Raw genomic sequence first — 14,810 nt, 5'->3', positions numbered from 1 at the left:
CGGCGCTCCCGTCGTCCCGGGAGCGCCGGACGGGGCCGGCGGCCGTTCTGGTCGCCGACCGACGCCGGGCGACGCAGGGCGGTCACCCGCCCCGCGGGGACCCCGGGGACCCCGGGGGTCACCACCCGAGGAGGTAGGCCCCCCGCCGCAGGCCGGCCAGCACGGCTCCGGCCGTCTCCTCCGCCGTCCCCCTGCCACCCTCGCTCCGGTGCGCGCTCGCGCCCCCGTTCAGCACCACGTAGTGCAGCGCCGCCCCCGTCGCCCGGCTCTCCCGGCGGAAGGAGTCCAGCGCCGTCGGCGCGACCGAGCCCTCCACCACCACCTGGTAGCCGCCCGAGGCGAAGGCGAAGGCGGCCTGCGCGGCCGCCGCGAGTGCGGTCACGTTCTGCCGCCGGGCCTCCGGCAGGTGCGGCGCGACGTACCCCTGCCGGACCGCCCGCTGGAAGTCCTCCGCGCGCAGGTGGACGCTCGGGTACAGCGCGTCCGCGACCAGCGGGGCGACCGCACCGATCCCGGCCCCGGCGGCCGGGTCGGAGAGGACGACCACGCTGCCCGCTCCCCGTCCGCCTCCGAGCTCGGGCCCACCTACGGTCGTACGGTTCACAGCTGCTGATCCCTTCACGGGCGGGGAAGGACGGGGAGCCGGGGCGGGACGGCCGGAGCGCGCGGGCCGGCCCGACGCGGAACACAGGCGGGCCGAACCCGGCAAAGCGGACAGCCGACCGCCTCGTCCCCACGAGTGACTGCTGTCGGAGATCAACCTAGTCCACCGCGCGGCCCCGAGTCCTCCCCCTCCCGATACCTCCCGCCGGTCCTCCCCGCGCTCCTCACGCCTGCCCTTCCGGACCTCGCCTCCGGGGCCCTTCGCGCTACTCCGCCACCTGAAGGACGATCGGGTTGGTCAGCGCCGCCATCGGGCCCCACGGCAGGTCCGGCCCCATGGAATTGCCCTTCCCCGGGGTCCCGTCGGCCCTGGGGCGCCGGACCTCCGCCCGGACGAACGCCGCCAGCGAGGCCGTCGTCCGCCAGACCACCGTGCCCGCGCCGTCGGCCGGCAACGACTCCTGGTGCAGCTGGCCCTCGTCGGTCAGGAACCGCACCGTGCCGTTCGGCACTCCCGCGACCGCGAGCCGGACGTCCACCGGAGCGTCCGCCGGGACGGTCAGCTCCTCGCCGATGCCCGCCTGCCGGCCGTTCCCCGTGGCGGTGAACTCCAACTGGACGGTTGCCGATTCGGCCAGCCAGCTGCGCCCGGACCGGATCCCGTCGAGGACGTCGTCCCGGGTCAGGTCCTCGGCCAGGACGACCGTGTGCGGCGAGCCGATCACCTGCGGCGCGCTGTGCGCGTCGCTGTTGCCGACCGCGGGAAGCCAGGACCGGCCCTGCCGCAGCGCCACCGCCAGCCGGGCGTCCCAGCCGTCCACCGCCGACTCGTCGTCGTACGTCCACGGGCCGTTCCACACCTCGACGGCGTCGGCGTCCTCGTACCCGAACTTCCACTGGCAGGCGACGTACGGGCAGAACGGGTGCGCCGGCACCACGAGGCCGCCCTGCCGCCGCACCTGCCGGGCGAAGCGGGGGAACGCCTCGTCGCGGGAGCGGTACCGCCAGTCGACGAACTGGCCCGGTTGCAGACCCAGCGCCAGCCAGTGGCCGTTCCGGGTGGTGACCTCCTCGCCGAGCATGATCAGCAGGTCCGGCCCGGCGAACGGACCCCAGACACCGTGGGCGGAGGTGGTGTTGTGGTCGGTGGAGACGAGGAAGTCCAGCCCGGCGGCCCGGGCACCGGCCGCCACCTCGGCGGGCAGCCGCCGCCCGTCGGAGTGCACGGTGTGCAGGTGGCAGTCGCCCCGGTACCAGGCGCGCCCGCGCCCCCGCGCCCGCTCCGGCGGGTACGAGGGGGTGAAGACGCCCCCCGGGGCCCCGGAGCGGAGGGTCACGTCGACCCGGTACTCCAGCCCCTGGGGTGCCACCTGGTACGGGCCGAGCACGACGTGCCACCGCCCGGGCCGGACCGGTCCCGGCAGGTAGCCGGGGGTCGCCTGCTCGCGGCTCACCGAGAACTCCGTCCGGAACCCGCCCGACCAGCCGCGGAAGCCGCGCCCGCCGAGGTCCGTGCCGCGCTCGTCGAAGAGCCCGATGTCGCAGGAGTTCCCCGGAGTGCCGGCCGGAACGGTCGGCTTGTCGTACCGGTAGGTGACGGCGACCTCCCGCACCCCCGCCGGCACGTCGAACGGCAGGTAGACGAAGTCGGGGGCCCCGGTCGGCAGCCGTCCGGTGAGCGTGATCGTCCGGTCCGCAGCTCCGGGCGTTCCCCCCTCCGCGCGGGCGGCGCCGGCACCCGCCGCACCGAGTGCCCCGGCCGCGCCGGCCGCGAGCAGCCCGCGCCGGCCCAGTAACCCCTTCTCGCCGTGCACATCGTCCGCCATCAGATCCTCCGACTCGCCCGGGACGTTTCCCGCCTCCTACCCGCGCTCCCGCCCGCCCCGGTGAACCACGGGTGAGCCGGACCTCACGTTCACGCGGCAGCCCCGTGAAGGTCGCCCGGGTTGCGCGGACTGACGATCAGTCTCTTCATGGGACGTGGATCATCTGAACATCAGACAGCCCGGGAGGCTCCCCATGTCACTCAGCCGGCGGACCCTCCTGGCGGTCGCGGCCGGCAGCGCGCTGGCCGCGTGCCGGCCCTCCACCGCGCGTCCGCCGACCCCGCCCGGCCCTCCCACCCCTCCACCGAACGCCTCACCCACCCCCACGCCCACGCCCACATCCGCGCCCACATCCGCGCCCGCAGAGACGCCCACGGTCGCCCCCACGCCCGCACCCACCTCCGCCCCGGCAGCCATCCCCGTCCCGCTCCCCACCCGCACCACCGTCACCACCCGCTACGCCGAGGCCGCCCCCACCGACTGGGGCCTCGACGTCCCCGGCGTCCTGAGCGCGCTCCCCGACGGCGAGCGCGCCATCGCCCTCACCTTCGACGCCTGCGGCGGACCCGGCGGCTCCGGCTACGACGCCGGGCTGATCGAGACCCTCCGCACCCACGACGTCCCCGCCACCCTCTTCCTCAACGCCCGCTGGATCGACGCCAACCCGGCGACCTTCGAGGACCTCGCCGCCGACCCCCTCTTCGAGATCGCCAACCACGGCACCGCCCACCGCCCCCTGTCCGTCACCGGCCGCTCCGCCTACGGCATCCTCGGCACCGGCGACGCGGGCGAGGTCTACGACGAGATCTCCGGGAACCTCGAAAAGCTCACCGCGCTGCTCGGCCGGCCACCCCGCTACTTCCGCGCGGGCACCGCCCACTACGACGACGTCGCCACCCGCATCGCCGCCGACCTCGCCCAGCCCGTCGCGGGCTTCACCACCAACGCGGACGGCGGAGCCACCCTCACCGCCACCCAGGTCCACCGCGAACTCCTCGACGCCCCGCCCGGCGCCATCGTCATCGCCCACATGAACCACCCCGCCGCCGGCACCGCCCGCGGCCTCGCCACCGCCCTCCCCACCCTCCTCGCCACCGGCCGGACCTTCACCCGCCTCTCCGACGCCTTCCACTGATTCCACCGAGCGCCGCTCTGACAAGGCGGATGTCGGCGGTTCGAACCGCTCGTACGCGTGCGAGGAAGGGCCGGGGGCGCGCCTCTACCGGGGCGCTGCTGTCGTCCGGTGCGTGAGGTGCGCGCTCGGGGTGTCGAGATCCGGCGTGCTCAGGCGGGTCGGCTCTCGCCGACGGCCGCTGCGCCGGTGGCGCGGGCGGTGGAGACCGGGAGGGCCGCGGCCACCCGGAAGCCCGGACCGTACGGGGCCGCACTCAGCAGGCCGCCGAAGAGGGCGACCCGCTCGCGCAGCCCGAGCAGCCCGTGCCCGGTCGACAGCTCCCGCTGCGCGCCCGGGGGCCGCCCGGCGCCGTCGTCGACGACCTCGATGATCAGCGACTCGTCCCAGGTGATCCGCACGACCGCCCGGGTCCCCGGTCCGGCGTGCTTGGTGATGTTGGTGGCCGCCTCCTGGACGAGGCGGTAGGCGGTCTGGCCGACGCTGTCGTCGATCCGCAGCGGCGTACCGCGCGTCTCCAGGGAGATCTGGACGCCGGCCCTGCGGATGTCCGCCAGGAGCCGGTCCAGGTCCCCCAGGCCGTGGGTGTTGCCCTCCTCGGCCGGGGTCTCCGAGGTGCGGAGCAGCCGCAGCATGTGCCGGAGCTCGGCCATCGTGGACCTCCCGAGGTCCTCGATGTGCTCGAAGGCCTCACCGCGCGCCGGGTCCTCGAACGCCGTGACCCGGGCCGTCTCGGCCCGCATCACCATCACCGCGACGGCGTTGGCGACGATGTCGTGCAGCTCCCGGGCGATCCGCACCCGTTCCCGGGTGACCCGCCGGCGGGCCTCGGCGACCTCCTGCTGTTGACGCTCCGCAGCCCTCCTCGCCGCCCGGCTCCACCGGGCGAGCCACCAGACCGCGAGGGTGATCGGCAGGTAGAAGGCGATGTTCGCGACCAGCACCGGGAGCGTGGACGATCCGCCGTAGAAGGCCACGGTGGAGTAGATCGCCAGCGAGAGCGGCACGAAGGCGAGGGCGAGCGCGGGCAGGGCGACGGACCGCCGGCACTGCTCGGAGACGGTGTAGAGGGCGATCAGCAGGCCGAAGCACGGCGTGTAGTCGAAGACGTGGGCGATCGAGAGCAGGTTGGCGCCGGTGGCGATCACCCACACGGCGCCGAACGTGACCACCGGGCGGCGGCGGCGCAGGACCAGCGCCGCCCCCTCGGCGGCGGCGAGCAGCAGCATCCACAGCCGCTGCTCCCACGTCGTGGAGGGGACGATCAGGGTGCCGAAGTAGAACAGTTCCGGGAACAGGGCGACGAGCGCCAGCGCGGCGTCCTGCAGCCGGACGGAGCGCACGTCCCGGACGTCCCCCGTCCGGTCCTGCGGCGTGGTCATCGTGCCCACGGTCCGGTCAGGTGCAGGGTGAGCACGTGCGGCTGCTGCAGCATGTCCTCTCCTCGTACTCCTCGGCGCCGGAGGAGACGTCGCCGTCGGCGGTGAGGGCGTCGAGCCACCACTTCTCCGGCGGGGCGAGTCCCTCCGGGCGCACCACGCCGAAGCCGAGCTCGGCGTAGACCGCCCACTGGTCGCCGTGGTGGCGGACGAGGCTCTCGGCGAGGCGGGCCGGCGAGACCCGTTCGACGTGGACGCCGAACCGCGAAGGGCTGACCAGGGTGAGCACGGCCGCCGCCGCGGTGATCCCGTCCCCGTTGACCGCCGACAGGCTCAGCCCGCCGGACAGCACGGCCTGGGAGTCCTTCCCGTCTCCGGGTGACCGGGATATTCGCACGAGGTATCTCTTCCAGGGACTGGCGAGTGTCTCGGGAGGATCCGGCACCAGCACGGTCTCCGCGCTGGTCAGGATCCCGTGGGCCAGCGGTTTGCCGAGCTCACCGCCGCCCCGTCGGGCAGGGTGCACGGTGACGGCGACCGCGGGCGCGTCGGTAGTTGGCTGTGTACTCATCGTAACGCCTCGACATCGGACGGGCCCGCCCTGGGGGTGCGGGCGACTACCTCCACAGTCGCCCCGTCCGTGTCCCGGGAGCATGAGCCCGAGGCCCCACCCGGGCCCCGGTTCGCTCGGCGGCCCGGGTGGGGCCTCGGGCTGCTCCGGCGGAGTCGGCCGGAGTCGGCCGACCCGGGGTCAGCGGGGGGTGGGGCGGGCGAGGAGTTGGAGGAGGCCGACGAGGGCGACGCCGGCGACGATCTCGCGGCGGTCGATCATCCCCTGGACGCGGTCGAGCGGGATCCACTCGATCCGGTCCGCCTCGTGGGTGTCGACGGGCGGCCCGGTGCGGACGGCGCCGCGGGCGAGGAAGACGTGGTGCCGGGCGTTGCTCATCCCGCCGACGGGGTGGGTGTAGCCGAGGGGCTCCACCGAGGCCGGCCGCCACCCGGTCTCCTCCTCGGCCTCCCGGACGGCGGCGGCCTCGGGGCTCTCGCCGGGCTCGACGATGCCGCAGGGGACCTCCCAGCCCCAGGCGTCCGTGGTGAACCGGTGGCGCCAGATCATCAGGACCTCGTCGCGCTCGTTCAGGACGACGGCTGCCGCGACCGGCGCCCACTTCACCAGGTGGTGCTCGTAGCGGGGCATCCCCTCCGGCTCGACGTCCACCAGGTCGAGTTCCACCCAGGGGCTGGAGTAGACGGTGCGGCTGCCATGGACGGTCCACTCGCTGCTCACGGGTACCTCTGTTCGGGACGGGACGGTCCGCGCCATCCTGCCAGAGGCGCCGGGGCGGGGCCCCGCCTACGCCTCCGGCAGCACGGTGATGGCGGTGGCGAGGAGGCCCCGGTCGACGCGCCAGCGGCCCGCGAGGGTGGGGAGCGGGGAGGGGACGAGGAGGGTGGCGTCGAAGGTGCCGTCGGGGCGGAGGGTGAGCTCGGCCTCGGAGAAGTCGAGGAAGCGGTGGGTGAGGGGGAACCAGGTCTTGTAGACCGACTCCTTGGCGCTGAACAGGATGCGGTCCCAGGGGACGTCGGGGTGGGCGGCGGTGAGGGCCGTGTTGCGGCGCTGCTCGGCGGGCAGGGCGATGGCGTCGAGGACGCCCTCGGGCAGCGGCAGGGCGGGTTCGGCGTCGATGCCGACGGAGACGACGTCACCGGCCCTGGCCACCGCGGCGGCGCGGAAGCCGGCGCAGTGGGTGAGGGAGCCGATGACGCCGTCGGGCCAGCTCGGCGCGCCGCGCAGGCCGGGGACCAGCGGGCGGTACGGGACGCCGAGCCGGCCGAGGGCCAGGCGGGCGCAGTGACGGACGGTGGTGAACTCGCGGCGGCGGGAGTCGACGGCTCGGGCGACGACCTCGGCCTCGGCCGGTTCGAGCCGGGCCTCGGCCGGGTCGTCGTAGGCCGTCTCGACGACGACGGACGCGGGCAGGAGTTCGCCGATCACTGGTCCCCCTCAAGAAGTTGCTGGCCGGACGAGGGTAACGCGGGGCTACTCGAAGGCGGCGGCCGCCTCCCGCAGTGCCCCGGCGACGGTCTCCGGGTCGTACGGGGCGGGCTCGCCGGGCAGGTAGGTGACGGCGCGCAGGCCCCCGCTGTACCGGAACGAGCGGTGGCGCTCGTACAGCGGCCAGGAGACGGGGGACTTGCGGTCGACGCCGACGCTGATGCCCTGGAACGGGGCCATGCCGATGAGCTGGTGGACCGGTCCGAGCCGGCCGGTCTCCACCCCGTCGACGAGGACGCGGAACTCCCACCTGAGGTCGGCGACGGCGGTGGCCTCGACGGTGACCAGCCGGGCGCCGGGGGCGAGCGGGCCGGCGTCGGCCTCGGTGAGGTCGCCGTACTGGTTGTAGGCGAGGCGCAGCCGGCCGTCCTCGACGTAGAGGCTGTAGCCGCCGCCCTGGTCGCCGTGGGAGACGAGCACGCCCTGGTCGTCGGGGCCGTGGCGGTCCAGCTCGACCTCGATCGCGAAGGAGCGGAAGGAGATCAGCCGGGAGGAGCGGTAGCGCTCCAGTTCGGGGGTGCCGGCGAGCAGTCGGACCGGGCGGCGGAGGCGGGCGTCGTCGGGGTGCCGCAGGGCGAGGGCGCCGCTGCCGTCGGCGAGCGGGAAGACGCCGTTGTGCCGGGCGGCGGTCTCCCAGGCGGCGGCGAGTTCCTTGACCACGTCCGGGTGGCGGTCGGCGACGTCGTGGATCTCGGTCGGGTCGGTGCGCAGGTCGTGGAGCGCCCACTCGCCGTCGTCGTAGGGGGTGCCGGGGCGGTGCAGGGTGACGAGCTTCCAGCCGTCGCGGTAGTAGCTGCGGTTGCCGGTCATCTCGCAGTACTGCTCGTGGTGGGTGGAGCCGGCGGCCGCCTCCCGCAGGACGGGGGCGAAGCTGATGCCGTCGAGGGACTGGACGGGACGGCCGGTGCGGTCCGACGGCCGTTCCACGCCGGCGAGTTCGAGCAGGGTGGGGAGGATGTCGGTGACGTACTGGTACTGCGGTCGGACGCCGCTGTCGCCGTCGGCGCGGGGCAGGCCGGCGGGCCAGGAGAGGACGAACGGGACGCGGACGCCGCCCGCGTGGGTCTGGCCCTTGTAGAGGCGGAACGGCGTGTTGGAGGCCATGCCCCAGCCGCGCGGGTAGTGGACCAGCGACTGCGGGCCGCCGATCAGGTCGATCTCGCGCCGGACGTCGGGGTTCCAGTCCGCCGGCAGGTTCGGGTGGTGGACGAAGCGGCTGAAGTAGCTGCGGGTGCCCTCGGCGCCGCCCTCGCCGGTGCCGCCGTTGTCGGAGGTGAACACCACGATGGTGTTGTCGAGTTCGCCGAGTTCGGCCAGGGTGCCGAGGAGTCGCCCGAGGTTCTGGTCGACGTTGTCGACCATCGCCGCGTACACCTCCATGTAGCGGGCGTACAACTTCTGCTGGACCTCGGTGAGTTCGTTCCACGGGCCGACCTCGTACCCGGCCTCGGAGTTGCGGTCGGGCAGTTCGGTGCCGGGCGGGAAGTGGCCGGCGGCGAGCTGGCGGGCGAACCGGGCGGTGCGCAGCTCGTCCCAGCCCTCGTCGTAGCGGCCCCGGTGCCGGGCGAGGTCCTCGGGCTTGGCCTGGAGCGGGCCGTGCACGGCGTTGTGGGCGAGGTAGAGGAAGAACGGCTTGTCGGCGTCGTGGGCGCGCAGCGAGGTGACCATGGAGATGGCCCGGTCGGTGATGTCGTCGGTGTAGTAGTAGCCGTCCGGCAGCTCGTCGATGTCCAACGGGCTGTTGTCGCGGACGAGTTGGTGCGGGTGGAAGAGGCTGGTGAGCCCTTCGAGGACGCCGTAGTACTGGTCGAAGCCCTTCTGAAGCGGCCAGTTGGCGCGGTTGTCGGCGGCGTTGGAGGCGGAGTCCCGGGTGAGGTGCCACTTGCCGACGGCGTAGGTGGCGTAGCCGGCGTCGTGCAGCAGTTCGGCGAGGGTGGGGATGTCGCCGGCCACCTCCATGCCGTAGCCGGGGAAGCCGGGGTCGGCGTTGGCGACGAAGGAGTAGCCGACCCGGTGCGGGTTGAGGCCCGTGAGCAGGGCGGCGCGGGCGGGCGAGCAGAGCGGCATGGTGTGGTAGTTGGCCAGCTTGACGCCGCTCTCGGCCAGGGCGTCCAGGGTGGGGGTGGGGATCTCGGCGCCGAACGGGCCGATGTCGCTGTAGCCCATGTCGTCGACGAGGACGACGACGATGTTGGGCGCGCCCTCGCGGGGGCGGACCCGGTCGGGCCAGGCGGCGGTGGAGTCGCGGAAGGTGCGGCCGACGGTGCCGGGGAAGCCCGCGTACGGGTCCCGGTGGTGGGGGTCGGCGGCGTCGGGGCCCGTGGCGTCCGCGGTGTCCGTCGTGCCTGTGGTGTCCGCGGGTCGGTGGTCGGACGTGCTGCTCATGCGGTGCTCCGGGCGGTGAGGGGGGCCGGCGCCGCCAGCTGCGGTACGGCGGAGAGGAGTTCGGTGGTGTAGGGGTGCTGCGGCGCGGTGACGACGCGGTCGGCCGGTCCGGTCTCGACGATCCGGCCCCGGTGCATCACGGCGATCCGGTGGCTCACCTGGCGGACCACGGCGAGGTCGTGGGCGATGAAGAGGATGGCGAGGCCGAGTTCGCGCTGGAGCCGGGCGAGCAGCTCGATCACCTGGGCCTGGACCGAGACGTCCAGCGCGGAGACCGGTTCGTCGCAGATCAGCACGCTGGGTTCGGGGGCCAACGCCCGCGCGATGCCGATGCGTTGACGCTGCCCTCCGGAGAAGGCGCGCGGGTGGCGGTCGGCGGTGGCCGGGTCGAGGCCGACCTGCTCCAGCAGTTCGGTCACCCGCTTCTCGCGCGCGGCCCGGTCGCCGTAGCCGTGGGCGATCAGCGGTTCGGCGACGATCTGCCCGGCGGTCATCCGCGGGTTGAGCGACGCGTACGGGTCCTGGAACACCATCTGGAGTTCACGCCTGGCGGCACGCTCGCCGCCGCGCCCGAACTCCTGGCCCCGGAACCGGATCTCGCCCCCGCTCGGCGCGTGCACCTGGACCAGGGCGCGGGCCAGCGTGGACTTGCCGGAGCCGGACTCGCCGACCAGGCCGAGGGTCTCGCCGGGGTGCAGCACCAGGTCCACGCCGTCCAGGGCGGTGACGGCGCGCCTGCGGGAGCCGTACGTCTTGCGCAGGCCGCTGACGGCGAGGAGCGGCTCGGCGCCGGGGGTGCTGTTGGCGGCGGCCCCGGAGGGTGCGTCGAGCCGCGGGACGGCGGCCAGCAACTGCTTGGTGTACGGGTGTTGCGGTGCGCCCAGGACGTCGGACGTCTCCCCGGACTCCACCACCCGGCCGTGCCGCATCACCAGCAGCCGGCGGCAGGTCTGGGCGATGACCCCGAGGTCGTGGCTGATCACCACCAGCGCGGTGCCGGTCTCCCGGTTGATCCGGGTGAGCAGGCGGAGGATCTGCTGCTGGACGGTCGGGTCGAGTGCGGTGGTGGGCTCGTCGGCGACCAGGACCTCGGCGTCGTTGGCGAGCGCGAGGGCGATCATGATGCGCTGGCGCTGGCCGCCGGAGAACTGGTGCGGGTGGTCGCGCAGCCGGTCGGCGGCACCGGGGATGCCGACCAGGTCCAGCAACTCGACTGCCCGGGTGGATCGTTCGGCCCGTCCTGCGGTGCCGTGGGCACGCAGTGCCTCGTCGAGCTGGCGGCCGACGGTGAGTACCGGGTTGAGCGAGGACATCGGGTCCTGGAAGATCATCGCGATCCGCCGGCCGCGCAGCGCGCGCAGGGCCGGTTCGGGCAGGGCGGCGAGGTCCTGCCCGGCCAGCTCGACCGAGCCGCCGGTGATCCGGCCGCCGGCCGGCAGCATCCGCAGCAGTGCCAGCGCGGTGGTGGACTTGCCGGAGCCGGACTCGCCGACCAGGCCGAGGGTGTCCCCGGCGGCCAGCTCGAAGCCGACCCCGTCGACGGCGGTCACCGCGCCGGCGGTTCCGGCGCCGGGGCCGGGGCCGAAGGTGACCGTCAGGTCGTGGACCCGGAGGACGGTGCGGGCGGCGGAAGCGGGGGAACCGGCGGTGGTTCCGGCGGCTCCGGTGCTCCCGGTGGCGTCGGTGGGCCCCGCGTCGCCCGGGTGGGCGTCGGTGGCGCCGGGCACGACGCGGGTGTCCCGGACAGGGCTGCTCATCGGCGGATCCCCCGGTTCAGGGCCTCGGCGATCAGCGTGAAGCCGAGCACCAGCGCGGTGGTGGCGGCCAGCGGGGCCGCCGCGAAGGTCGGATGGGTGGAGAGGTAGCCGACGGACTGGCTGAGGATGGAGCCGAGGGTCGGCTCCGGCGGGCGGACGCCGAGCCCGAGGAAGCTCATCGCACCCTCGATGAAGACCCCGATGGAGAGGGCGACGGCGGTCTGCACGATCAGCGGGTCGACCGCGTTGGGCACGACGTGCCGCAGCAGCACCCGCCGCCGGGTGGCGCCGCCGACCCGCGCGGCGAGCGCGTACTCGCGCTCCCGCTGGACCAGGATGCCGGAGCGCAGCTGCCGCCCGAAGCCGGGGATCTCGGCGAGCGCGATGACGATGAACACCGGCCAGCGGCCCGGCCCGAGCACGGCGGTGACGGCGAGCGCCAGGATGATGCCGGGGAAGGCGAGCACCAGGTCGAAGGAGCGCTGGACGGCGACGTCCGCCCACCGGTGGGAGGCGGCGAGCAGGGCGAGCGAGCAGCCCAGCAGCGCGCCGACCGGGACGGCGCCGAAGGTCAGCGCCAGGTCGGTGGTGATGCCGTGCAGGACCCGGCTGAAGAGGTCCCGTCCGAGGTCGTCGGTGCCGAACGGGTGCTCGGCGCTCGGCCCGGCGAGGGCGAGGGCGCTCTGCGCGTTCGGGTCGAGGTCGGTGAGCAGCGGGGCGAGCAGGCCGGCGAGGGCGACCACGCCGACCAGGGCGAGGCCGGTCAGGCCGCGTCCGGTGAGCAGCCCGGCGAGGTAGCGGTTGCGGCGCCGCGCCGGCGGCGGGGCCGGGGCGGTCGGTGACGGGGCGGGGGCGGTCAGGGCGGTCATCGGTTACTCCCACCGGATCCGGGGGTCCAGCCAGGCGTACGCCAGGTCGGTGAGCAGCTGGACGGCGACGTAGACGGCGACGATCAGCAGCAGGAGGTCCTGCACGACGGGGTAGTCGCGGCGGATGACGCCCTGCTCGATCAGCTGGCCGAGTCCGGGCCAGGCGAAGATCCGCTCCACCAGCACCGCGCCGGCGACGAGGTGGCCGACCTGGAGGCCGAGCACGGTGACGGCGGAGGGCAGCGCGTTGGGCAGGGCGTGCAGCCAGACGATGCGGCGCCGGGAGACGCCGACGGCGGTGGCGGTGCGGACGTAGTCCTCGGCGAGGGCCCGTTCGATGCCGTCCTTGAGGTAGCGGGCGAGGACGGCGGCGCTCGGCAGCGCGAGGCAGACGGCCGGCATCAGCAGGTACTGGAGGGCGAGGTCGGGGGCGTCGAGGAACGACTCGTGGCCGCCGGCGGGCAGCAGGCCGAGGGTGACCGCGAACAGCAGCACCAGCAGCACGCCGGTGACGAACGGCGGGACGGCCAGGACGGCGGTGGTGAAGGCGTGGACGGCGGCGGCGACCGGCCGTCGGCGGGCGGTGGCGCCCAGGACACCCAGCGGCAGGGCCAGCAGGACGACCAGGAGGAGGGCGCCGAGGGTGAGTTGGACGGTGGCGGCGATGCCGTTGCCGATCAGGTCGGAGACCTGGCCGCCGATCGCGTAGCTGGGCCCGAGATCGCCGCTCAGCAGGTTGCCGATCCAGGTCAGGTACTGGCCGACGAGCGGTTCGTCCAGGCCGAGTTGGGCGCGGATGGCGGCGACGGCCTGGGGGCCGGCGTCCGGTCCGGCCAGGGTGGTGGCCGGGTCGCCGGGGATGAGGCGGAGGATGAGGAAGACGAGGAAGGAGGCGAGGAGCAGGACGAGCAGCCCGGAGGGCAGCCGCTTGAGGAGGAAGGTTCGCATCGGTCGGGCCGTCCGTCAGGCCGTCAGGTAGGCGTCGTCGAGGTTGAGGTAGCCGAACTTGTTGAGGGTGGCACCGCGCACCTTGCTGCCGGCGACCTCGGTCAGGCCGGCGATGGCGAGGTCGATCACGAACTGCTCGTCCAGCAGGACGTCGGTGATCTGCTGGTAGAGCGCCTTGGCCTCGGGGCTGTCGCTGTCGGGCCGCTTCCACGCCTTCTGCACGATCTCGGTGTAGGCGGGGGAGGAGAAGTGCGAGCTGTTCTTGGCCTCGTTGAACGGGTAGGCGCTGACCGCCAGGGTGGCGGGGTGGAGCTGGGCGAAGCCGTGGCTCAGCGTCCAGAGGGCGGGCATGGTCTGCGAGATGAGCTGCTTCTGCATGGTCGGCGAGTCGGTGGGCTGCAGCACGGTCTCGATGCCGACCTGCTTGAGGTCGTACTGCAGGATCTGCGCGATGGCCGTGTTGCCGGGGTCGTTGGAGTGCGCGAAGGGCAGGGTGATGCCCGTCAGGCCGGCCTCCTTGAGCAACTGGCGTGCCTTTTCCGGGTCGTGGCGGTAGCGGCCGGCGGAGGCCTCGCTGTACGCGGGGGAGGACTTGGGCCAGGGGGTGGAGGACACGGTGCCGTAGCCGCCGAGCGCCTGCTGGACCAGCCGGTCGCGGTCGACGGCCCACGCGATGGCCTGGCGGACCCGCTTGTCGGAGACGTGCTCACCGGTCACGTTGGCGCCGATGTAGTAGGCGCCGGCGCCGGTGTCGTACGAGGTGATCCGGAACTGCGGGTCGGTCTTGAGGGTGGCGACGTCCTTGCCGCGGATGCTGTAGGAGAGGTGCGTCTGGCCGGTCTTGAGGGAGGAGAGCAGCGACTCGGCCTGCGGGACGATCCTGATCTCGACGCCGTCGAGGTAGGGACGCCCCGGGTTCCAGTACTTCTCGTTGCGGGCGAAGGTGATCGAGCTGCCCGGCTTGCGGTCGGTGAAGGTGTACGGGCCGGTGCCGATCAGCTTCGTCCCGGCGAAGGCCTCCTCGACGCTGGCCGAGTCCGGGATGATCATGAACTCGAAGAGGTCGAAGATGTTGCTCACCGGGTGCGCGAGGGTGAGGGTGAGCTCGAAGTCGCCGTTCTTGCGGAAGTCGGTGACGGCGGCGGCGGTGGAGCGCAGCTGGGCCGAACGGACCGGGTTCTGGAGGTTCTTGACCGCGAAGACCACGTCGTCGGCGGTGAACCTGCGGCCGCTGTGGAAGAGCACGTCGTCGCGCAGCTTCAGCGTGACGGAGGTGCCGTCCGGGGAGACCTGCCAGGAGGTGGCCAGCTCGGGCTGCGGCTGGAGCCGGTCGTCGTACCTGGTCAGGGTGTTGAAGACCAGGCGCTGGACGAGGGTGTTGGCGCTCTGGGCGAAGAGCAGGGCCGGGGTGAAGTCGACACCGGCGCCGACCGTGAGGACGCCGCCCCGGCGAGGGCTCGCCGCGTCGCCCGCGGGGGCGGTGGCGGTGTCGGCCGCCGAACGGCAGGCGGCGAGCGTCAGCAGGCCGGCGCCGGCCAGGCCGCCACGGAGCAGGGTCCGGCGGGAGAGCCCGGAGGCGGACGGAGCGGGGAAGGCGGGCATGGGCGGAAGTCCTTTGCGGTGAGGAAGAGTCGGCGGGCGACGGCGGGCGGGGCGGGGGGGGGCGGTGGGCGACGGGGCGTGGCCGGCGGGCGACGGTCGGGGGGCGGTGCGGGCCCGCCGGCGGTCAGCCGAGCCGGACCGGGACGGCCGGCGGGCCCGGACACCGAGGACTGGATCTCCTACGGGGTCAAGGACACCGGCTTCCACTTCCAGCTCGACAAGCGCGTCCCCGGCACCATGGAGATGCTCG

At 74.1% G+C, this 14,810-nt stretch carries 12 protein-coding genes; 1 reads left to right on the top strand and 11 read right to left on the bottom strand.

Translation table 11 applies throughout. From position 1 onward, the window contains the following. Nucleotides 1-118: 118 nt before the first annotated feature. Together ABZY91_RS38345 and ABZY91_RS38340 are read right to left on the bottom strand one after the other, a co-directional pair. Nucleotides 119-547, bottom strand: a complete 429-nt coding sequence (locus ABZY91_RS38345) for a hypothetical protein (RefSeq protein ID WP_329951980.1) — start codon at nt 545-547, stop codon at nt 119-121. 322 nt (nt 548-869) lie between these two features. Continuing rightward, entirely contained in the window at nt 870-2,429 is a 1,560-nt protein-coding gene (locus ABZY91_RS38340) for a CehA/McbA family metallohydrolase (protein ID WP_355408425.1), read from the bottom strand. 193 nt (nt 2,430-2,622) lie between these two features. On the opposite strand from ABZY91_RS38340, the gene ABZY91_RS38335 reads away from it, so the two are divergent. Further along, nucleotides 2,623-3,564: a polysaccharide deacetylase family protein gene (locus ABZY91_RS38335; RefSeq protein ID WP_355408423.1), complete on the top strand. Its 942-nt coding sequence runs from the start codon at nt 2,623-2,625 to the stop codon at nt 3,562-3,564. 149 nt (nt 3,565-3,713) lie between these two features. Here ABZY91_RS38335 and ABZY91_RS38330 read toward each other — a convergent pair whose 3' ends face one another. The 9 genes from ABZY91_RS38330 to ABZY91_RS38290 all read right to left on the bottom strand — a co-directional run bounded on the left by ABZY91_RS38330 (nt 3,714) and on the right by ABZY91_RS38290 (nt 14,560). Next, entirely contained in the window at nt 3,714-4,943 is a 1,230-nt protein-coding gene (locus ABZY91_RS38330; RefSeq protein WP_355408421.1) for a histidine kinase, read from the bottom strand. 16 nt (nt 4,944-4,959) lie between these two features. After that, the gene (locus ABZY91_RS38325; protein WP_355408419.1) at nt 4,960-5,511 is read right to left on the bottom strand and encodes a hypothetical protein; all 552 of its coding nucleotides are present in this window, start codon (nt 5,509-5,511) and stop codon (nt 4,960-4,962) included. A 180-nt stretch (nt 5,512-5,691) separates the two neighbouring features. After that, nucleotides 5,692-6,231, bottom strand: a complete 540-nt coding sequence (locus ABZY91_RS38320; protein ID WP_329950065.1) for an NUDIX hydrolase — start codon at nt 6,229-6,231, stop codon at nt 5,692-5,694. 66 nt (nt 6,232-6,297) lie between these two features. Further along, nucleotides 6,298-6,939 (bottom strand): 4'-phosphopantetheinyl transferase superfamily protein, encoded by a 642-nt coding sequence (locus ABZY91_RS38315; RefSeq protein WP_329880909.1) that lies wholly within the window; start codon nt 6,937-6,939, stop codon nt 6,298-6,300. A gap of 45 nt (nt 6,940-6,984) precedes the next feature. Further along, nucleotides 6,985-9,384 (bottom strand): arylsulfatase, encoded by a 2,400-nt coding sequence (locus ABZY91_RS38310; RefSeq protein ID WP_355408416.1) that lies wholly within the window; start codon nt 9,382-9,384, stop codon nt 6,985-6,987. Continuing rightward, a complete protein-coding gene (locus ABZY91_RS38305) occupies nt 9,381-11,141 on the bottom strand; it encodes an ABC transporter ATP-binding protein (protein WP_355408414.1) in 1,761 nt (586 codons plus the stop codon). The genes ABZY91_RS38310 and ABZY91_RS38305 overlap by 4 nt, the downstream gene beginning before the upstream one ends. Beyond that, nucleotides 11,138-12,010 carry an ABC transporter permease gene (locus ABZY91_RS38300; RefSeq protein ID WP_329880915.1) on the bottom strand — a complete coding sequence of 291 codons (873 nt, stop codon included), beginning with the start codon at nt 12,008-12,010 and terminating at the stop codon, nt 11,138-11,140. The genes ABZY91_RS38305 and ABZY91_RS38300 overlap by 4 nt, the downstream gene beginning before the upstream one ends. 3 nt (nt 12,011-12,013) lie before the next feature. Continuing rightward, nucleotides 12,014-12,958, bottom strand: a complete 945-nt coding sequence (locus ABZY91_RS38295; protein ID WP_329880916.1) for an ABC transporter permease — start codon at nt 12,956-12,958, stop codon at nt 12,014-12,016. A gap of 15 nt (nt 12,959-12,973) precedes the next feature. Next, nucleotides 12,974-14,560: an ABC transporter substrate-binding protein gene (locus tag ABZY91_RS38290; protein WP_355408411.1), complete on the bottom strand. Its 1,587-nt coding sequence runs from the start codon at nt 14,558-14,560 to the stop codon at nt 12,974-12,976. Nucleotides 14,561-14,810: the final 250 nt, after the last annotated feature.

It is taken from the genome of Kitasatospora sp. NPDC002965, assembly GCF_040611255.1.
Taxonomy (GTDB): domain Bacteria; phylum Actinomycetota; class Actinomycetes; order Streptomycetales; family Streptomycetaceae; genus Kitasatospora.
Note: the sequence above shows the minus strand (reverse complement) of the source record. Positions and strands in the feature narration are given on the sequence as shown.